The following is a 20,044-nucleotide window of genomic DNA, read 5'->3' on the forward strand; positions in this document are numbered from 1 at the left end:
CTATTCACCCAGGAACGCGTTGCGGCATCGGCCAATCTTTTCCTGGATGGTTTGTTGGGTGAGAAACGGCGCAAAACAGGATGGATGCGTGCAGAGGCGGCCGGAGATCCTGAGCCCTGGCGACAGCGGGCCATTCTGGGTCGCGGACGCTGGGACGCGGATGCGCTGCGTGACATCGTGCGTGACTATGTCGTGGAAAACCTTGCCACAGCTGACGCGGTCCTGGTCATCAATGAGACCGGCTTTCTCAAGCAGGGCAAGTCCTCCTGCGGTGTCGCTCGTCAATACACGGTGAGTAGCCCCTAGATTTCTGGACGCCTTCTATCCTAATTTTGAGGACAGGAGACGACGATGGGGAAGCCCAATTTCAGCGATGAGTTCAAGCGTGATGCGGTGGCCCAGATCACCGAGCGCGGGTATCCGGTAGCGGAGGTTTCCGAGCGGCTCGGCGTCAGCCAGCATTCGCTGTACGCATGGAAGCGGCAACTGGCGAAGGTGGTGTCTGGCGATGCCGGCAAGGATGCCGAGATCCGTCAGTTGAAGCGCGAGTTGGCCCGGGTGACCGAGGAGCGCGATATACTAAAAAACGATCGCGGGTTTGGCCCGCCTGTTCGCGGTAGAAACGGGCCGTGGTATGATGGCAGGCGGAGGGTCGCGGCCGTTAGCTTATTGGTGGTGTGATACCCCGTTAAAAAACGTGGCCCGTGGGCATTTGCGTACTTGAGAGTGGTGGCGCCGTCCTCGGCGACCCCGGTTAGGAAGATGACGGTTTGCATCGCCCATACCCTCCAGTTGTGATGGAGGAATGGAGTGAACAAATCAAAATCGGGCGGCATTGACGCTCTACCCATGCTGTCGCCTGGCGCGGCAGCCATTGATATCGGTTCGACCATGCACATGGCGGCGGTCAATCCCGATGTCGATGATCGCCCGGTCGTATCGCTCCGGTGAGGGCCGCCTTGCGGTGATCGGCTGATATTTCGAGATGGTACCGGTGCAAGCGCCGGTGTTTGCACCGATACTAAGGACGGTGCGATGAGTCAGATCACGGTAATTTCGGGGCCGGAGCGGCGACGTGTATGGACCGACCAGCAGAAGCGCACACTCGTCGCGGCGGTTTCGGCGCCCGGTGCTAACGTGGCGGAGATTGCCCGCCGTGCCGATCTGCGGCCGAACCAGATCTACAGATGGCGGCGGCAGATGGGGCAGGCAGCCCAAGGCTTTGCAGAAGTGCAGGTGCAGCCCGATCCGATGCCAGTGACCGGATCGGCGATCACTGTGGAGTTCGAGCGGGCGATCGTGCGGATAACTGCTGGCGCCTCGCCGGGGCTGGTGTCGGCAGTACTGCGGTCGGTCAAGCCGTGATCCCAGTCCCCTCCGGCGTTCGGATATGGATTGCAACGGGGCACACGGACATGCGGCGCGGCATGCGCAGCCTGGCCCTGCAGGTGCAGCAGAGCTTCGGATGTGATCCCTTCGCCGGGGATCTCTACATTTTCAGGGGACGCCGCGGCGACCTCTGCAAGATCATCTGGCATGATGGTGTCGGCATGTCGCTTTATGCCAAGCGTCTCGAGCGCGGGAAGTACATCTGGCCTTCGGCCGTGGACGGGGTGATTGCCATCTCCCCTTCGCAGATGGCCTGCATGTTGGAGGCTATCGACTGGCGTAACCCCAGGCGGATTGATGGCGTTGAGCTTACAGCATTCGATGAGCGTAGCGATCACCGCCCAGTTGTCGCCGCCCTCATCGGAGCCGGCGAAAAGGGCATTCTTACGGTTATGCATACATTTCCATAACCGTAAAAACTGGTTATTCGCCGGTTCAAAGGCAGGCGGTGATCGCGCTGCCGCCATCTACTCCGTCATCGAGACCGCCAAGCTCAATGGCCTCGATCCGCAAGCCTATATCGCGGATGTCATCGCCAGGATCGCAGGCAACTGGCCCGCTGCCCGCTGGGATGAACTCATCCCATGTAACTGGCGGCCAGATCAGCAGCAGATCGCCAACGCCGCCTGAGCCGCGGTCTTCTCGCCACGCTCACAAGGAGATCGCCCATACTCCTGCTCCCGATGCATGGCAGCGCCTCTCCGCGGGCGAAGGCACCAAAGGCGCACGGCTTCATGACTGGGCCTATTGCGAACTCGCCGATCTCGACGCCGACGAATATGATGAGACCAAATCGGGTCTTTGGACCCGCGGCCTGCTGATCCGCCACACTGTAGGGCGACATTTACGGAGGCCGGTTGGCGTCAATTATGATGGCCGGTAAGCGGCCGCACCGAGTGGTGGGATTTGGGTATCACGCGAGCCTTGTAGTGGCAACGGGCCTTGGGCAACCGGATGTTGGTAATTGTCGCTGGCGCCGGTGGTGAAGGCAGCTGTGGCATTGCGGGAGTAATTGACGGTGGCGACAATTACCTGGTGTCGCAATGCCTTATGCGGAATGCTCCCTGGACGCGAGGTTGGCGACAATTACGATGGCCGGTCCGATGCCGGGCCGGTTGGGTGATTATTGGCTGGTTCGATGCGACTGATGGCGGAGCGTTTTCGGTAGCTCTCGCCGTTCATCTCGATGATGGTTGAGTGGTGAACGAGGCGGTCGATGGCGGCGACACTCATGGCGGGATCTGGAAAAACGTTGTCCCAAGCGGAAAATGGCTGGTTGGCGGTGATCGCGATCGAATGGCGCTCGTAGCGATGGGCGATGAGCTCGAACAGGGCGCTGGTCTCGACCTGATCCTTGCGGACATAGGACAGATCGTCGAGCACGATGAGGTCGTACTTGTCGAGTTTGTCGAGCATGGAGGGCAGACTGAGATCGCGGCGCGCAGCCTGAAGTTTCTGGACCATATCGGTGGTGGAGCAGAACAGGACCCGGCGCCCAGTATCGATAAGCGTATGGCTGATCGCCGAGATGGCGTGCGTCTTGCCGGTGCCCGACTGTCCGAAGAACAACAGGTTGCCCCCATTGTCGATCCAACCATCGCCTGTTGCGAGCGAGAGCAGATGGGGTTTGCGCACACCAGGGGCAGCGTCGAAATCGAAGGTGGCGAAGGTCTTGCCTGCTGACAGGCCGGACTGGTCCCGATGCCGCTGGATACGCCGCGTGGTGCGTTCGGCCATCTCGATCTCGAGAAGCGAGGCGAGCAGTTGAACAGCAGGCCATCCATCCCGATCGGCGGTATCGGTAAGCCGCTTCCAGTTGCGGTTGATGCTGGGCAGGCGCAGGGCCTTGAGCATGGTGGGCAGCACGGCTGCGGCTTGATCCTTGGTCCGGGTCATCAGCGCAACTCCATGCTGGTAAGCAGGCTGTTATATCCGCGCGGATCCGGTGGTGGGATCGTCACCTCGTGCCTGGCTCGAAGGGTCGGAAGAAACTCCTGCCTGAGCGCGGTGACATCGGGGAGACGACCAGCATCGAGTGCCGCGTCGATGCGCAGAGCCAGCGCGTCGACACAATCTCCTCTTGCCGCGATATCGAGCAGGGCGACGGTGTCACGGCAGGCTTGGTGGGCATCAAGCTGGTCGTCGAAGGCTTGCCATGCCCGCCTGTAGGCGTGGGCGGGGAACAGGGCGTCGCGGTATACCAGGTTCCGCAATGCCCCGGGCTTGCGCCTCAGGTTGGCGATCATGTGGCGAAAATCGATCTGGTGGCCTCTTTGGGGATGCGGCATACGGACCCGTGGGGTGGTCATCACCTTGTCGGGGCCGAGGAATAGATCGATGCGGTCATCGAAGAGATGGGCGTGCAGCCGACGACCGACCAGGCGGGAGGGGACCGAATAGATGACCCTGTCGATAGGAACGGTGCCGTTACGGCTGACATCAACCGCGATCATGGCAAAGTCTGTGGTGCGGTGTGCTGGCAGGCGTCCCAGCAGGCGGCGTTCCTCGTCGACGAGCCTGGCCTTGCGGCGGTTCTGCTTGGCGACTTCGGCTTCTACAAAATCGCGCCAGGCGCCGAGGCTGTCGAAGTCCCGGCTGCCCCGGCGACGCAGGGCTTGGTCGAGGCGTCGCTTGAGATGGCCATGAGGGCCTTCGATCGAGCCGTTCTCGTGGGCCTCGCCGCGGTTGTTGCGGGTCGCGATCATGCCGTAATGACGGCAAAGGTCGTCGTAGCTGCGGGTGAAATCCCGCTGCGCATCGGCGTCGAGGTTCTTGTAGGCAGCGGACAGGGAATCGCTGCGGTGCTCGACCGGGACGCCGCCCAGCTTCCACAGCGCATCCTGCAGATGCTCGGACAGGGCGGCAAAGCTCTCGCCCCCCAGTACGACAGCGGCATGCTCCCAGCCACTGCAGGCCAGGCGGAAATGATAGAGCCGGTGGGCGAAAGGCTCGCCGGTGATGGTGACCTTCAGGTCGTCGCAGACCGTGAAATCCGATAGGCCCTGCCGCCCGCTCTCGTGGCGCTGCGGGAAGAATATCTCCTTCTCCTCGCCATGCAGCGCCCGCCAGCGGGCAATCCGACGTTCGAGCGTGCGCCTGATCCTGTCGGGAACGGCCTCTTCGCCAAACTCGTCCTGTAGCGTCTCGAAGATGGTGACGGCGAGAATGCCGTCGATCTTGAGCAACTCCTCGATACGGGGCCAGAAAGGCTCAAGAGGATCGGCGCGGGTGCGCCAATGGCGTCCCTGCTTCTTCTGGGAAGGCAAGCGCGGATCGTTCTCGATCCGGCGTGCGCTACGCTCGCTAATACCGGCCTTGGCGGCCGCAACGGACTGGGTGTGATGGCGACGTTCAACCATGAAAAGAAATACCTGCTGATCGGAAAGGTGGTGGCCCGGCATCGCAACCCATCGCTTCAATGTTCGATGAGTGTTCCGATACCACCGCTCGCCGCAGCCCGATCCGCACTCCCGCCCAGGGGAGAAAAGATCGCCATCGGTTGTCTGGCCTGCTCTCCGGTCGGGGCTCCGCCCCTCCCTGCGATCAGGCCAGACAACCGATCCTACCGGCCATCATAGTTGCCGCTGAACCGGCCATCGTAAATGTCGCCGCGCAGCCACACCATCAGCGATGGTGACCTTGCGGGCGTGTCGGGGAGCGCAATCGTCGGCAGAAGCTCTCCTCGCTCACCGAAGAGGGACGTGCTCTCGCGCAAGCGCTTTTCGAAGATCTCAGGCCCAACCTGGCGAATGCTTACTGGGGCAGCAAACGTATCGGCCGTTACGGCTGCTGACAGTGATGGAGCATCTCTGCTGGCCGGATCAGGCGAGCAATGCCGCCGGCTACAACCGCAGCATCAATGGCAGTAAACAGGTGCCGGACCAGGTCTGGGGGGCTGCGTCGACCTGGCCCGGCGGGTATCACCTATCCTGCAAGCCCGGTGGGGGTCAGCGACTTGCCGGTGGCGAGCTCGTTCTCCAGCACCGGGACCGCGGTACCGGCGACCTGCTGCAGCGCCGGGTCGGTTCCGTCCTGTGCGTAACCCTTATGCACCGCCCAGGTATCCTGCTGAACCTGCGCCGACTGGGTGAGATAGAGGTTGTCGAAAGCGCTCTTCGGCGCCTTCTGGAGCAGCTTGAGGAGGGCAGCGCGGTCGGCGGAAAGGGTCGAGGACGGCGCCTTGATCGTGCGCTGATCGTTCTTCAACGCCGCCAGCAGCGCTTTGTGGCTACTTTGCGTCTCTGCCAGAACGCGCTTCGCATAGGCCTTGACGTCATCACGCTGCGCGCGCGTCGCGGCGAGCTGCGACGCCTTGATCTGGTAAAGATTGGCGTCGGCCGCGGCGAGCACGTAGTTGGGTCCACTCTGGCTTGCGATCGGCGAGACGCCGATGTCGGCGCTGGTCATCGTTCCCGAAGTCGCCGGCGAAACAGCCTGAGCCAACACCGGAACTGGCGCCAGGGTAAGCAGCGCGGCAAATATCGCAATCTTCATCGAAATCATCCGTTGGTTTTGTTAGACATTGACCAAGATCAACGGCTCAAACGATAAGGAAACGGAACGGTTCCCTTTTTGGGTCTAATCTGGGTAAATCGGCCCGGCGCGTGACGGCGGGGGGCAGACCTTTGTCGGCGATCGGCCGCCTGATCCGCAGCGCCAGCAGCTCAGCGACATGACGCGCACCCAGCTCGGACATGGTCGCATTCTTTTCGCCATACCCGTTATCGCTGACTATCCTCGACCATGACAAGCTTCTCTCAAAGATCGCTCGTGCGGTCGATAATAAGCGGGTAGGTAATTTAGTTGTTCGCGCGCATATCACTGATGTCCGACCGGGCCAGTTGAGTGCGTCAGGTCAAGGCGTTTACCTGCTGGTATGGGGCGGGTAGACAGCGACAATCGAACTCGCGACAGACTAATTGCCGCGCGAACCTTGCACTGTGAGGATTTGACATCCAAGGCAGCGGTACCACGGTGAGCGTCGGGATTAAGAGCCGGATTCGGAAGTTTCTCAATTCTGACAAAGCCTTGCGGTTCTGCGCGTGAGCATGCGGATTGAGGCGACGAGGGCCCAAGCGGTGGACGAGGCTATGGATCGCTCCCAGTCTTTTGCGAGCCGACGACAGCGCCCGAGCCAGGCAAAAGTCCGTTCGACCACCCATCTGCGGGGCAGCACCTGAAAGCCTTTCGCCTTGTCCGATCGCTTGATGATTTCGATCGTCCATTTGCCCATGCCAACCAAGGCGGATCGTAGCTTATCGCCTGCGTAACCGCCATCGGCAAAGATGTGTCGCAGCCAGGGAAACCGTTTGCGAATGGCTGCCAGCACATCGACGGCCCCATCTCGGTCCTGAATATCGGCGGCATGTACGAGGATGAAGATGAGGAAGCCGCAGGTGTCCGTCAGGATATGTCGCTTCCGGCCTTTCACCTTTTTGCCCGCGTCATAGCCCGAGATTCCGCCACTTTCGGTGGTCTTGACCGATTGGCTGTCGATCACTCCGGCGCTGGGCGAAGCTTCACGCCCTTCGATTTCCCGCAGGTTCATGACCAGCACCGTGTTGATCGCGTCGAACAGACCGGCATCGCGCCAGGCATAGAAATAGCGCCGCACCGTCGATACCGGAGGAAAGCACTTCGGCAGAAGCCGCCACGCCCACCCGCTTGCCGCGATGTACAGCATCGCGTTCAGAACCTCGCGCATGTCGGTAGTCCGGCGTCGGCCACCTCGCCTCGCCGGTGGAACGAAAGGTGCTGCCAGCACCCACTCCGTGTCCGTCATATCCGATGGATATCGCAAACCTTCCCGACTATGCTCACGCCGGGCAATACCAGTCCATGCCACCATCCACTCCTTCTTGTCGCAAAGAGGCGTGAATCACAACATGCTGGTATTGCTCAACAACTTTCGGATCGGGCTCTGAAATATGCTTTGATATCAGCATAGCCAATTGCGGTCCTCTCGATGCAATTAGCGGCGGCGGTTCTTATCGCGTGCCTCCGGCGCCGGAGGCACGCAGCCGATTTCATTGTCCATCGATCCCCCGTCTTGATCAGATCTGCGACGAGCTGGCGCGACGCCTCCCCAATCGTTCCTACCATTCGCGCGCTCTCGCCCCGATCGCGCGCGGTCTTCATGGCCCCGTCGCCAATCGCCTGAGCAGGCGCAAGGCGGGGACCCGGCGGCACTCGACCCTTGGCTATCTCAGCCCCATAGATTTCGAACGGGAAGCTGGCGTAGCCTGGTTGAACCTATCTCGGTGTCCGCCAAACCGGCAGCCCGCTCGGTAGCAGTAGTCGTCACCGGCGAAGCGTCGAGCGATCCCGCTGAGACGGGAGCCGCGGGCGTGGTGAAGCTCCTCGATCAGCTCGCCGGATACGCCAGGGTAATAGACGCGCCTGCTCCGCGACGCGTCCGCTCATCGCGCGGTTCGCGCGTGTACTTCTCTGTAATGACTTCAACGCCGCCGACGCCGCCATGAAGGCGCGGCTTGGAAGCGACGTGCCAACGCCTTCAGTTTTAGTCCCAAGGAGATCGTCCGGTTCATCAAATCTCGGCCTAATTCCAGCCACGCGCTGGACGAGGCGAATGGGCGCGCTGTCTGGCCGCAAGCCCTGGCCGGACACTCGCCTTGCTGGTCCATAGCGCTGAGGTGCAGGATCGCGATGGCGCTGTGCCGCTGCTCAAGCAATCGCGCCAGCGCCACCCTTGCGTTGAACATATCTTCGCCGACAGCGCCTACAACAGCGATCGCGTCCGCAACGCTACCGCCATGACCGTCGAAATCGTCCGGAAATTCGCCGATCAGACCGGCTTCGTCGTCCATCCAAGGCGATGGGTCGTCGAGCGGAACTTCGCATGGAGCAATCGAAACCGACGCCTCGCCAAGGACTTTGAGCGAACCATAAATTCCGCGACTGCTCTGCTATACGCCGCAGCAGCCAGGGCCTCATTGACCTTATGTCTTGACCCGACGCGATAAGAGGATTGATGCAACCACCAACAGCGAACCGATTAGGTGGTATTTTGCGAACCGTTCTCCAAGCAGAGGTACGGCCATCAGGACCCCGAGCACCGATGGCAGGTTCATGTAGACCCCCGCGCGGCCCGAGCCGACCAAGGCGACCGCGCGATTGAACAGCGCGTAGGACAGCAGCGAAGGAAATATCCCGATATAGAGCAGCGATGCGAGCGCAGCAGGTGAAGCCACGGTCAGGCCAGCCCACCAGAGGTGCCAGGCATAGGGCACACTCAAAGCCGCGATCCCGACCCCGAACAGGACAGCCAGCAAACTGAGGTGGTGCATCGCCGGTGCGCGGCGCAGGAAGGTGGCATAGGCGGAATAGAGAAAAACCGCAATGATGGCGAGCAGATCGCCTCGGTTCAGCGCATCCCAGCGCAGATAGTCGGGATGCCCCTTGGTCATGATCCACGCGATTCCGGTGATCGAAAGGAGTGCGCAAACGAGGAGGATCGGGCGCACCCTCTCCCGAAACAGCACAACTGGCATGAGCAGGGTCATCACCGGCATGGTCGATTGCAACAGAAGATTGTTGGTCGCGGTGGTGAACTGCAGGCTTTGATAGACGAGAAAAGAAAACAGCCCCACCCCTACAGCCCCGAGGAGCCCAAGGAACCGCCAGCCGCCAACAATGGCGGGCAGGTCGTCGCGGAGGTGCCGCCAAGCGAAAGGGAGCACGAAGACCAGCGCCACCACCCACCGCCAGAACGCCAGAGTCACAGGTGAGAGCAAGTCCTTGGCCGCCCGCCCGACGATCGGATTCAGGGCCCAAAAGAACGAGGCCAGACACAGCAATAGGGCTGGTGATTGCCAGAGCCTGGACCCAAGACCAAGGATGCTGGACGTGTTGCTATCGGCATCTTGCAACCTAACATTCTCCCCACAAACGCCCCTTGAGAATCGTCCTTGCGCCAACGGTAGGTTTTGCATATGGTGCATCGCGTTGCATGTATAGCACGAATCGACTATGCGGCACTCGTAACAAAAAGCATGGGAGCGATGCGATGAATGGATCGTCGGCACTCGTCGATAACGCCGGTGCGAGCCAGTCTCGCCGGGTGTTCTGGGATCAAGATGTCTATCAGCTGGAGCTGGAGCGAATATTCTCGCGATGCTGGCTCATGCTCGGGCATGATTCGCTAGTTCCCAAACCGGGCGACTTCATTACGACGTACATGGCAGAAGACCGTGTCATCTTGTCGCGGCAGCCGGACGGTTCGCTGAAGGCGTTCATCAATTCCTGCACGCACCGCGGCAACCAGATCTGTCATGCTGACAGCGGCAGCGCCAAGGCGTTCGTGTGCAATTATCATGGTTGGGTTTTCGGTCAGGATGGTTCGCTCGTCGATGTTCCGATGGAAGAGCGGTGCTATCACAGCGATCTCGACAAATCCAAGCTAGGGCTCGCGCCGATCCGGGTCGAAACTTACAAGGGCTTCATCTTCGGCTGCCATGATCCCGAAGCGCCATCGCTTGAGGACTATCTGGGGGACTTCTGCTGGTACCTCGATACGATCTGGGACGGTCCGGACGGTGGTCTGGAACTGGTCGGGCCGCCGTTGAAAAGCACCCTCGCCTGCAATTGGAAAGTCCCGACCGAGAACTTCGTCGGCGATGGGTATCACGTGGGCTGGACGCATGCCGCCGCTCTCCAGATGATCGGGGGCGAGCTGGCTGGCCTGTCGGGCAATCGCGCCGACATGCCGTTTGACGACCTTGGTCTGCAATTCACCATGCGGCATGGCCACGGGTTTGGCCTGATCGATAATGCGGCGACTGCGATCCACGTCAAGCGCGACGGGTACGTCAAATATCTCGAGCAGACGCGGGGCGGAATTCGCGAAAAATTCGGGCCGGAGCGCGAACGGCTCTATGTCGGTCACTGGAATACGTCGATCTTCCCCAACTGTTCGTTCCTCTACGGAACCAACACCTTCAAGATCTGGCATCCGCGCGGGCCGCATGAAATCGAGGTCTGGACCTATACCATGGTGCCGAAGAATGCCGACACCGAAACTAAGCGGTCGATCCAGCGCGAAGCGATCCGTTCATTTGGTACGGCGGGAACGCTCGAAAGCGACGATGGCGAAAACATGTCGTCGGCCACCTACAACAACAACGGTATCATCACCCGAAAGGGGCGGATGAATTCGAGCATGGGCAAGGACCGCGAAGGGCCGCACCCCGTCTATCCAGGAATTGTCGGGGTCAGCTTCATCGGCGAAACCTCGTATCGAGGCTTTTATCGTTTCTGGCAAGAAATTCTCGATGCGCCAGATTGGGCCGCCATCCGGGCCAATGACGATACCTGGGATGCAATGTGGACCAACCGTAATTTCTGGCCTGAACGTCTGTCGGCGAAGCAAGCCGAGCCGCAAGACTGATCCCGACAGCAATCTGGACCGCAAGATGACCGAAACACGCAAGCCCGTAGGCATGGAACTGCATCATGCCATCGTCAGTCACTATTCCGCCGAGGTGCGGATGTTGCAAAACCAGCAATATCGCCAATGGTTCGATACTGTAATCGCCGAAGATATCCATTACTGGATGCCAGTTTACGAACAGCGGTTTGCACGTGACCGCCGCCCGGATCCAACCCCGGGGGATGCCGCAATCTACAACGATGACTATGCCGAGCTGCAGCAGCGGGTCGACCGGTTGCTGACGGGCCAGGTATGGATGGAAGATCCGCCATCACGAATCCGCTATTTCGTTACCAATGTCGAAGCATTCGAAATTGCACCGTTTGAATTCGAGGTGTTCTCCAATGTTCTGGTGCACCGCAATCGCCGACAGAGCGAAGTTTACGTGCACACGCTGGGACGCGAAGACAAGCTGCGGAAAACAGACAGCGGCTTCAAGGTATTCAGCAGGAAGCTGAATATCGACGCGCGCGTCGTGCAGGACAAGAATCTCTATTTCTTCGCATAAGCAAATTCGATCAAATAGAAATCAGGAAACGGGAGAGAAATAATGGACGCATACGCGGCAATTATTGAGCGTCAGGGTGGTGAATTCGTTCTGGATAACGTCTCAATCGAGGATCCGCGCGACGGCGAAGTGCTGGTCAAGGTTGCTGCAGCTGGCATGTGTCATACCGACCTGACGGTTCGCGATCAATATTACCCGACGCCGCTGCCGGCGGTGCTGGGCCATGAAGGTTCGGGCGTTGTCGAAAAGGTCGGACGCGGCGTGACCACTGTCAAGCCAGGCGACAAGGTCGTGCTCTCCTTCAGCTATTGCGGCACCTGTCCATCGTGCCTCAAGGGGCATCAGGCCTACTGTCCGAGCCTGTTCCCGCTCAATTTCATGGGCCGCCGCCTGGATGGTTCGACGCCGATTACCCGCCACGGCCAAGAGGTCAACGCCTGCTTCTTCGGGCAATCCTCGTTCGCGACCTATTCGATCGCGTCGGAAAACAACTGCGTCAAGGTTGCCGACGACGCACAGATCGAACTTTTGGGCCCACTGGGCTGCGGCATCCAGACCGGGGCGGGCAGCATCCTCAATGCGCTTTGTCCCGAACCTGGCTCCTCGATCGCGATCTTCGGGGCCGGGTCGGTGGGCCTCAGCGCAGTGATGGCCGCCAAGGCCTCGGGCTGCCTCAAGATCATCGCGGTTGACCGCAACGCAGGCCGCTTGGAACTGGCGCGTGAACTGGGCGCCACCGATGTGATCGACGCCAACACGGTCAACGCTCAGGAAGCGATCGTCGCGATGACCGGTGGCGGCGCCGACTATGCCATGGATACTACCGCCATTCCAGCGGTGCTGCGCTCGGCGGTGGACAGCACGCACAACATGGGTGAAACCGCAGTGGTCGGCGGGGCGCAGCTGGGCACCGAATTTTCGCTAGACATGAACAACATGCTGTTTGGCCGCAAGTTGCGTGGCGTAGTCGAAGGATCGAGCACCCCGCAGGTCTTCATCCCGCAACTGATTGCGATGCAGAAGGCCGGGCTGTTCCCGTTCGAGAAGCTCTGCACCTTCTATGATCTCGACCAGATCAACCAGGCCGTCGAGGATACCGAAAAGACCGGCAAGGCGATCAAGGCCATTCTCAAAATGTAGATCGCTTCTGGGGCGGCGCACCAATCGAATTGCGCCGCCTTGGACCTGCACCTGAACCTCAGGAATTTAACAATGTCGAGTGTGTTTCCCTTCGGTTCCGGCGTTCTGGTCGCAGGTCAGATTGACCTCGACAAGCGCGTCCTGGGCGGGAAGGGGGCCAACCTCGCCGAGATGGCGCGGATCGGGCTGCCCGTCCCGCCTGGATTCACGATCTCCGCCGGCGAATGCCTCGCTTATCTTGACCACGGCAGAGCTTCACTTGATCGCATCCGCGATGAGGTTTCGGCTGCTTTGGGGCTGGTCGAACGGGCGACGGGCAAGACGTTCGGCAATCCTCGCGATCCCCTGCTGGTCTCGGTGCGTTCGGGAGCGCGGGTATCCATGCCGGGGATGATGGACACGATCCTCAACCTTGGCATCAATGATGCGACCGTCACCGGCCTGGGCCAGTCCTCCGGGGATGAGCGGTTCGCGCTCGACAGTTATCGCCGCTTCATCCAGATGTATTCCAGTGTCGTGCTCGAAATCGAGCATGGCGTATTCGAGGCAGCCCTTGACCGCATCAAGGAAGATCGCGGCGTCGATGAGGATATCGATCTTCGAGTGGACGATCTGCGCGGCCTGATCGCGACCTTCAAGGATCTCGTGCTTGCCCATCACGGCGCGGCCTTTCCTCAGGATGTACATGAACAACTCTGGACGGCAATCGAGGCGGTGTTCCTCTCATGGGACTCACCGCGAGCCAAGGTCTACCGGCGCCTGAACGATATCCCCGGAGATTGGGGCACGGCGGTTAACGTCCAGGCCATGGTGTTCGGAAATCTTGGCGAGACCAGCGCTACCGGTGTCGCCTTTACCCGCAACCCTGCAACCGGCGAGAAGGCCTACTACGGCGAATGGCTGGCCAACGCCCAGGGTGAGGATGTTGTCGCCGGCATCCGCACGCCCCAGTATCTGACCAGGGCTGCCCGCGAAGCCGCAGGTGCGCGGCTTCCCTCAATGCAGGAAGCGATGCCGAAGGCCTATGCTCAACTTGCTGAGGTGTTCGAACTGCTGGAGCGCCACTATCGCGACATGCAGGACATCGAATTCACAGTCGAACGCGGCAGGCTCTACCTCCTTCAGACCCGTTCGGGCAAGCGCACTGCCATGGCCGCGCTCAAGATTGCCGTCGACATGGTCGAAGAGAGCCTGGTCGACGAAGTGACCGCGCTGCTCCGCCTCGACCCGGCCTCGCTCGACCAGTTGCTTCACCCCTCGCTCGATCCGAATGCGCCGCGGGTGCTGCTCGGAAAGGGTTTGCCTGCCTCGCCCGGGGCAGCCTCGGGGGGTGTGGTATTCGATGCGGAAACAGCGGAACGGTGGGCCGAATTTGGAGAGAAGGTCATCCTCGTCAGGCATGAGACGTCGCCTGACGACATCCATGGCATGCACGTCGCAACCGGCATTCTGACGGCGCGCGGCGGCATGACCAGCCACGCGGCCGTGGTCGCGCGGGGTATGGGCCGGCCATGCGTGGCGGGCACCGCCAGTCTCAAGATCGACCCGGTCGCGCGGGTCGCCGAGATCGGCGGCCAGCGGCTCGAAGAGGGCGCATTCATTACGATCGACGGTTCGACCGGCGAAGTGTTCCTGGGCGAACTACCGACAATCCAGCCCAAACTTTCGGGCGATTTCGCAACGGTGATGGCATGGGCTGACAAGCATCGCCGCCTGAAGGTTCGGACCAACGCGGAAACCCCGCTCGATTGCGAAATGGCCCGCCGGTTCGGGGCCGAAGGGGTCGGGCTTTGCCGAACCGAGCACATGTTCTTCGATGAAAGTCGGATCCTCGCTATGCGGCAGATGATCCTGGCCGACAGCGAAAAGGAACGACGCTCCGCGCTCGACCAGCTTTTGCCCGAACAGCGCGCCGACTTCCGACGAATCTTCGAGATCATGGAAGGCTTGCCAGTCACCATCCGCCTCCTCGATCCGCCGCTGCACGAGTTTCTGCCGCATACGGATAGCGAGTTCACCGAGCTTTCGCGGGCGATGGGTATTGACGTGGAGCAGGTTCGGAATCGCGCAATCGAATTGGCGGAAACCAACCCCATGCTGGGGCATCGAGGCTGCCGACTTGGCGTGGTCTATCCCGAAATATACGAAATCCAGGCTCGCGCGATTTTCGAGGCTGCGCTCGAAGTCGCGGGCGAGGCGGGCATGGCGGTCTGTCCCGAAATCATGATCCCGCTGGTCGGATTGCCGCGTGAACTCGAATCACTGAAGGATACCCTGTACAGGGTAGCTGAAGTCGTGTTCGCCGAAAAAGGCGAGCGGATCGCCTTTAGCGTTGGCACCATGATCGAGCTGCCGCGGGCAGCCCTGGTTGCCGACGAAATCGCTGCAAGCGGGGAATTCTTCTCGTTCGGAACCAATGATCTGACCCAGACTACGCTGGGCATCAGCCGCGACGATGCGGCGCGTTTCCTGGGTGCTTATGTGGAAAAAGGCATTATCGCCAAGGACCCGTTCGTCACTCTCGATATCGAAGGGGTCGGCAAGCTGATCGAAATGGCATCGCGCAAAGGGCGCGAAACTCGGCCCGACCTTAAACTGGGGATCTGCGGCGAGCACGGCGGCGATCCGGCCACGATCGCTTTCTGTGAGGAGATCGGGTTGGACTATGTCAGCGCATCGCCTTTCCGGGTGCCGATTGCCCGACTGGCTGCGGCCCAGGCGGCGCTGGCGCCTTCATGAACGGCAGATGCAAGCTGAAATTCTGAACCAAATCGAGATGAGGTGCACATCAATGGAATATGATCGTAAGGACGCCAAGGCTTGGGCTACGAAGACCGTCAGGGGCTTCTATCAGTGTCCGATTACCCCGATGACCGCCGATTACAAGTTCGATGTGGACGGTATCCGCTACAACATCGATAAATATGTCGAAATGGGCGTAGATGGCTTGGCCGTCGGCGGGTTCATCTCCGAATGTTGGAACGTCTCAGCGTCAGACTGGTTTCGCTATCACGAGATCGTCGCCGAGGCGAATGCCGGGCGGCTCGATCTGTGGACCATCGTGCTCGATCCCAGCGTCTATACCGCGATCGAGAAGATGCAGTTCGTCGAGAAGCTCGGGTATAACGGGGCTGAGGTGATCAACCCGGTTGTGCAGCTCAAGCGCGACGACGAAATCTATGCCTGGTTCAAGTTCCTGACCGACAACACCGATCTGGCCGTCTGCCTCTACCGGACCCCGGTTTCGGGAACCGTGCTGAGCTGGGACCTGATGCGCCGCCTGGCCGATATCGATACCGTGATCGGCGTCAAACAAGGTGCCATGAGCCGTGCCGAGACAATCAAAATCCGCCAGCTAATGCCCGAAGGCTTCAACACGATGGAGCCATTCGAATACTTCTTCCTCGACGATCTGCGTCTTGGCGGCACCGTTTGCTGGGGTGAATTGTCTTACATGCTGTACGGCAAGAAGCGCCATTTCGCCAAGGAATACATCCGCCTGGCGCATGAAGGAAAATGGGAGGAAGCGCGGGCCGCTTCCGATCAGCTCAGCGAAGTCCGCGAATTCTATCACGACAACTTCCTGTGGGATATCGCCCGCACCGCGACCTATGCCAGCGCACTTGCCAATGTGAAGGCCTGGTACGAAGCGATTGGCCTCAAGGCTGGCCCGATCCTGCCGCCGGTGGCTGATGTGACGCCGGAAAAGAAAGAGCAGATCAGGGCCAAGCTGGTCGAACTGGGCATTGCCTGAGCCGAACCAACGGGAATCCCAAAGCATGTCCAAGCAATTGCATTTCTGTTTCCACGGTGCCGGCGGGCTAGGCTCGGTCATCGGCGGATTCCTGGCGCGCGGCGGCCACAAGGTCACGCTGATTGCGCGCAAGCCCCATGTCGAGGCGATCCGCCGGGATGGCCTGAGTATTTCGGGTGTGCGGGCGCAATTCGTCCAGCGCGAAAACCTCTTCGCGGTCGAAACGCCCGAGGAGGTTGAAGGCGACATCGACTATTACATCCTGCTGACCAAGGCCAAGGGTACCGATCAGGCGCTGGCCGATGCGCAGGTGTTGGTCGATCGCACCGCTTGCGCGCTGACTTTGCAGAACGGCGTGGGCAAGGAAGGCAAACTCCAGGCCGCGTTTGGCAAGGACAAGGTGATCGGCGGCTCGATCATGGACGGGGCGACCCTGCTCGAACCGGGCAAGGCGCTCAATCACATGGCGGTTCCCGTCACCGCCTATTTCGGCGAGCTGGAAGGCGGGGAGAGCGAGCGCACGCGGATCATGGCCGTAGCGCTCGACGCTGCGGGCATGGGTTCGCGCTCAACTCCCGATATCGTCCATGTCCATTGGGAAAAAGTGGTTCAGGTCGGTGGAGCATCGTCGTGGAGCGCCAGTACGCTGGGCGCGCTTCCAAAGCTCGATTTTGTGGATGGTGTGGCGGTTCGCGAAGGCGCCGAACACTATGTCCACGTCGTCAAGGATCTGCTGGCGATCTACAAGGCACTTGGCTACGAACCGCAGAACTATTTCGCGCCTGTATCCAGATTGGTCGAGATTGACCGTGAAAGCTTTGAAGAGGCAGTGTACGGTGTCATGGCGATGGGCACCAGATTCAAGCCGGAAAACCGTCCCGTCCGCACCTCGATGCATGACGATCTCGTGGCGGGCCGGCGGATGGAAGTTGACGAGGTCCTGGGGCCGCTCGCGGCGGCAGCGGAGCAACTGCAGGTTCCTGCGCCAGCCTTTCTCAGCGCTTATCGGGTGCTCAAGACTTTGAACAGCTATCTGTAGGGAAAGATTGACCATGAGGCGTTATTCCATCGCCAGCATTCCGGGAGATGGAATTGGCCGCGAAGTGGTGCCTGCCGCAATCGCGGTGCTGACGGCGGCAGCGGCCAAGTGCGGTTTCGTGCTCGAATTCCGGCACTTCGACTGGAGCTGCCAGACCTACCTCAAAACCGGCAAGATGATGCCCGATGATGGGCTAGACCGGTTGCGCGATCATGATGCGGTGTTCCTCGGCGCGGTCGGCTTTCCCGGGGTACCCGATCATATCTCGCTGTGGGGGCTGCTGTTGCCGATCCGGCGCGAGTTCGAGCAGTACGTCAATCTGCGTCCGGTGCGGCTGCTGCCGGGCATCGCTTCGCCCCTGCGCGACAAGGCTCGCGGCGACATCGATTTCTGGGTGGTGCGCGAAAACTCGGAAGGCGAATATTCCCAGATCGGCGGTCGGACCGGAACTGGCGAGAACGAAATCGTCGTCCAGCAGGCGATCTTCACCCGCCGGGGCACCGACCGCATCTTGCGCTATGCCTTCGACTTCGCTCGGCGGAGCGGGCGCAGGCATGTGACCAGCGCGACGAAGTCCAATGGACTCTATCATTCGATGCCGTTCTGGGACGAGCGCTTTGCCGCGATCGGCGCCGAATACCCCGATGTTGCCGCCGATCAGTATCATGTCGATATTCTCGCCGCACGCTTTGTGATGTCGCCCGAACGGTTCAATGTGGTGGTTGGTTCGAATCTTTTTGGTGATATCCTTTCCGATCTGGGGCCGGGAATCACTGGCACCATCGCTGTGGCTCCTTCTGCTAACCTCAACCCCGAACGGCGGTTCCCTTCGATGTTCGAGCCGGTCCACGGGTCTGCCCCGGACATCGCCGGGCAGGGCATCGCCAATCCGATCGGCCAGATTTGGTCGGGTGCAATGATGCTGGAGCATCTCGGCGAAACCGAGCCCGCCGCGCTGGTGATGCGCGCACTCGAAACGGCGCTCATTGCGCCCGATATCGCGAGGACCCCCGATCTTGGCGGAAACGGGACAACTGCGGGATTTGCGCAAGCTGTTCGCAACACCTTGCTGGGGCTCTAGCGGGAAAGCTGGCGGTCCCGGCGCTGACCAAAGGAAACGGAGTGATGGCTGCCTATTTCATCGGATCGATCAAATCGCACGACGAAACCTGGGTGGCAGGCTATATGGCCGCAGTTCCGGCGCTGGTCGGACGCCACGGCGGGGAAATGGTCTGCCGTTCGCACGAGTTCGTCCGTTATGAGGGCGAGGGAGCCGCACCTGACTATGTCGTGGTGATCCGGTTTCCTTCGATGGAGGCGATCGACGCCTTCATGAACGATCCGGACTATGCGCCGCACAAGGATGCGCGCATCGCCTGCGCCACATCGGATATCTTCGCGATCGCCTGAGGAGGCCGCCATGAAGGTTCTGCGCACTTACCTGATCGCCGTGGGGATCTGGTATCTCTGCAATCTCGTGCTGCTCTGGCCGCCGGTCTATGCGGGGGCCCTGCGGCTGATCTACCCCGGTATTGCGCTGGGGCAGGGGACGCCGTCTTTCGGCCTGCTGCTTGATGCCTGGTTGATCGTTGGCATCCAACTGGCAGCAATCGGCCTCGTGGCGTTGTGGGGCGCGCGCGATCCGTTGCGCTACTGGGCGCTGGTTCCGGTGATCGTGCTGACCGAACTCGTCGGCTCCGCCTGGGACATCTATAGCGTCGTTTGGAGCGGCGAAGCCTTGTGGGTCGGCTTGACGACCTTGGCCGCGCATGCTGTGATCATGGCGGGTGCATGGTTTGCCAGGCGCGCGATGGAGCGGGATATCGTCTGATCAATCAGGTTGAAGCCCGCGGGCGCGCAGCCGCGCGAGGATTTCGTCTGTGGCCGGGCAGGGCAGGTCGGCCTGTCGCGCGAAGCGGGGTATGGCCCCACTGAGGTGGACGAATTCCGACGGTCTGCCCGCTTCGAGATCGCGCTGCAGCGAACTGGTGACGTCGGGTGGAAAGCGGCCGATGAAGTCCAGCTTCTCGTATATGCAATCGGGCGGCAATTCGATGCCCAACGCCGCTGCGATCCGTTCGACCTCGGCCATGGCCTCGCGCAAAAGCGCGCTGGCCTGGGGATGGCCCAGCACCTGACCGACCTTCAGGCCGAACGCCGGGGCCACCGCGCCGATCGTCGCGGCCATCAGGAACTTGTCCCACAACGCTGGGCGCATGTCGCCTGTCAGAGTGGTGGGGACCCCAGCGGCAATAAGGTCGCCCGCAAGGATTGCCGAGGCCTGTCCGGCAGCCGGGTCGGTTGCGCGATCGGCGACCGGGCCGGCCAGCAGCGTGGCGGGGACGCCGGTGTGGCGCACGATCCCGTCTTCCAGCTCGAAGAAGCCGTGCATGCGTGCGCCAAGCACGACAGCGCGGGGCAGGGCGGCCTGGGCGATGCCGGGTGCTTCGACCCCATTCTGCACCGTCAGCAGCGTGAAGCGGCTTCCGCGCAGTGGTTCGAGCAGGGCAAGCGCCGATTCGATCTGAAACGTCTTGGTTGCCAGGATGGCATGATCCGGCGGCGTTGCGGGATCGCATGCTGCGGACACCGGCACACGCACTTGCCGCTCGGCCCCGCCTTCGGACAGCAGCACGCCCGTGTTTCGCAAGGCCTCGAGCCGCGCTCCTCGGGCGATCAGCAGAACTTCATGCCCGGCGTTGTGCAACCGCGTGCTCAGGAAACTGCCGATTGCCCCGGCGCCGATGATGACAAACCGGCTCACCG

At 61.0% G+C, this 20,044-nt stretch carries 17 protein-coding genes and 6 pseudogenes; 17 read left to right on the forward strand and 6 right to left on the reverse strand.

Going from position 1 to position 20,044, the window contains the following annotated elements; genetic code table 11:
- The 7 genes and pseudogenes from HHL26_RS18160 to HHL26_RS18190 all read left to right on the forward strand — a co-directional run.
- Positions 1-300, forward strand: a pseudogene (locus HHL26_RS18160) (transposase); the annotation flags it as partial.
- Between the two features lie 51 nt (positions 301-351).
- A pseudogene (locus HHL26_RS18165) lies at positions 352-585 on the forward strand (transposase); the annotation flags it as partial.
- 225 nt (positions 586-810) lie between these two features.
- Positions 811-951 carry a hypothetical protein gene (locus tag HHL26_RS18170; RefSeq protein ID WP_157035906.1) on the forward strand — a complete coding sequence of 47 codons (141 nt, stop codon included), beginning with the start codon at positions 811-813 and terminating at the stop codon, positions 949-951.
- An 84-nt stretch (positions 952-1,035) separates the two neighbouring features.
- Positions 1,036-1,365, forward strand: a complete 330-nt coding sequence (locus tag HHL26_RS18175) for a transposase (RefSeq protein ID WP_046766339.1) — start codon at positions 1,036-1,038, stop codon at positions 1,363-1,365.
- A gap of 62 nt (positions 1,366-1,427) precedes the next feature.
- Positions 1,428-1,619 (forward strand): annotated as a pseudogene (gene tnpB / locus HHL26_RS24330) (IS66 family insertion sequence element accessory protein TnpB); the annotation flags it as partial.
- A 181-nt stretch (positions 1,620-1,800) separates the two neighbouring features.
- Positions 1,801-2,019: pseudogene (locus HHL26_RS18185) on the forward strand (transposase domain-containing protein); the annotation flags it as partial.
- A gap of 43 nt (positions 2,020-2,062) precedes the next feature.
- A pseudogene (locus HHL26_RS18190) lies at positions 2,063-2,215 on the forward strand (IS701 family transposase); the annotation flags it as partial.
- 260 nt (positions 2,216-2,475) lie between these two features.
- Here the strand turns inward: HHL26_RS18190 and istB are convergent.
- From istB to HHL26_RS18210, 4 genes are all read right to left on the reverse strand, one after another.
- Positions 2,476-3,285 carry an IS21-like element helper ATPase IstB gene (gene istB / locus HHL26_RS18195; RefSeq protein ID WP_024018982.1) on the reverse strand — a complete coding sequence of 270 codons (810 nt, stop codon included), beginning with the start codon at positions 3,283-3,285 and terminating at the stop codon, positions 2,476-2,478.
- Entirely contained in the window at positions 3,285-4,748 is a 1,464-nt protein-coding gene (gene istA, locus HHL26_RS18200) for an IS21 family transposase (RefSeq protein ID WP_162833671.1), read from the reverse strand. The genes istB and istA overlap by 1 nt, the downstream gene beginning before the upstream one ends.
- Before the next feature lie 565 nt (positions 4,749-5,313).
- Positions 5,314-5,883 (reverse strand): DUF4142 domain-containing protein, encoded by a 570-nt coding sequence (locus tag HHL26_RS18205; RefSeq protein WP_031308889.1) that lies wholly within the window; start codon positions 5,881-5,883, stop codon positions 5,314-5,316.
- 517 nt (positions 5,884-6,400) lie between these two features.
- Positions 6,401-7,237: an IS5 family transposase gene (locus HHL26_RS18210; protein WP_024018979.1), complete on the reverse strand. Its 837-nt coding sequence runs from the start codon at positions 7,235-7,237 to the stop codon at positions 6,401-6,403.
- Positions 7,238-8,036: 799 nt separating this feature from the next.
- On the opposite strand from HHL26_RS18210, the pseudogene HHL26_RS18215 reads away from it, so the two are divergent.
- Positions 8,037-8,372 (forward strand): annotated as a pseudogene (locus tag HHL26_RS18215) (transposase); the annotation flags it as partial.
- Here HHL26_RS18215 and HHL26_RS18220 read toward each other — a convergent pair.
- A complete protein-coding gene (locus HHL26_RS18220; RefSeq protein ID WP_024018977.1) occupies positions 8,349-9,278 on the reverse strand; it encodes a DMT family transporter in 930 nt (309 codons plus the stop codon). The pseudogene HHL26_RS18215 and the gene HHL26_RS18220 overlap by 24 nt on opposite strands.
- A gap of 137 nt (positions 9,279-9,415) precedes the next feature.
- On the opposite strand from HHL26_RS18220, the gene HHL26_RS18225 reads away from it, so the two are divergent.
- From HHL26_RS18225 to HHL26_RS18265, 9 genes are all read left to right on the forward strand, one after another.
- Positions 9,416-10,795 (forward strand): aromatic ring-hydroxylating dioxygenase subunit alpha, encoded by a 1,380-nt coding sequence (locus HHL26_RS18225; RefSeq protein ID WP_008827665.1) that lies wholly within the window; start codon positions 9,416-9,418, stop codon positions 10,793-10,795.
- A gap of 25 nt (positions 10,796-10,820) precedes the next feature.
- A complete protein-coding gene (locus tag HHL26_RS18230) occupies positions 10,821-11,345 on the forward strand; it encodes an aromatic-ring-hydroxylating dioxygenase subunit beta (protein ID WP_008827666.1) in 525 nt (174 codons plus the stop codon).
- Between the two features lie 42 nt (positions 11,346-11,387).
- Positions 11,388-12,485, forward strand: a complete 1,098-nt coding sequence (locus tag HHL26_RS18235) for an NAD(P)-dependent alcohol dehydrogenase (protein ID WP_024018976.1) — start codon at positions 11,388-11,390, stop codon at positions 12,483-12,485.
- Between the two features lie 72 nt (positions 12,486-12,557).
- Positions 12,558-15,224: a pyruvate, phosphate dikinase gene (ppdK, locus tag HHL26_RS18240; RefSeq protein ID WP_008827668.1), complete on the forward strand. Its 2,667-nt coding sequence runs from the start codon at positions 12,558-12,560 to the stop codon at positions 15,222-15,224.
- A 52-nt stretch (positions 15,225-15,276) separates the two neighbouring features.
- A complete protein-coding gene (locus HHL26_RS18245) occupies positions 15,277-16,239 on the forward strand; it encodes a dihydrodipicolinate synthase family protein (RefSeq protein ID WP_008827669.1) in 963 nt (320 codons plus the stop codon).
- A gap of 25 nt (positions 16,240-16,264) precedes the next feature.
- Positions 16,265-17,278 carry a 2-dehydropantoate 2-reductase gene (locus HHL26_RS18250; protein ID WP_024018975.1) on the forward strand — a complete coding sequence of 338 codons (1,014 nt, stop codon included), beginning with the start codon at positions 16,265-16,267 and terminating at the stop codon, positions 17,276-17,278.
- A gap of 13 nt (positions 17,279-17,291) precedes the next feature.
- On the forward strand, positions 17,292-18,359 hold the full coding sequence (locus HHL26_RS18255; RefSeq protein ID WP_008828091.1) for a tartrate dehydrogenase: 1,068 nt from the start codon (positions 17,292-17,294) through the stop codon (positions 18,357-18,359).
- A gap of 44 nt (positions 18,360-18,403) precedes the next feature.
- Positions 18,404-18,688, forward strand: a complete 285-nt coding sequence (locus HHL26_RS18260; protein WP_008828092.1) for a DUF1330 domain-containing protein — start codon at positions 18,404-18,406, stop codon at positions 18,686-18,688.
- A gap of 10 nt (positions 18,689-18,698) precedes the next feature.
- Positions 18,699-19,109: a BphX family protein gene (locus HHL26_RS18265; protein ID WP_008828093.1), complete on the forward strand. Its 411-nt coding sequence runs from the start codon at positions 18,699-18,701 to the stop codon at positions 19,107-19,109.
- Here the strand turns inward: HHL26_RS18265 and HHL26_RS18270 are convergent, their stop codons facing one another.
- Positions 19,110-20,042 carry a 2-dehydropantoate 2-reductase gene (locus tag HHL26_RS18270; protein ID WP_008828094.1) on the reverse strand — a complete coding sequence of 311 codons (933 nt, stop codon included), beginning with the start codon at positions 20,040-20,042 and terminating at the stop codon, positions 19,110-19,112.
- Positions 20,043-20,044: the final 2 nt, after the last annotated feature.

The organism is Sphingobium sp. TB-6, from assembly GCF_012927365.1.
Classification (GTDB): Bacteria; Pseudomonadota; Alphaproteobacteria; order Sphingomonadales; family Sphingomonadaceae; genus Sphingobium.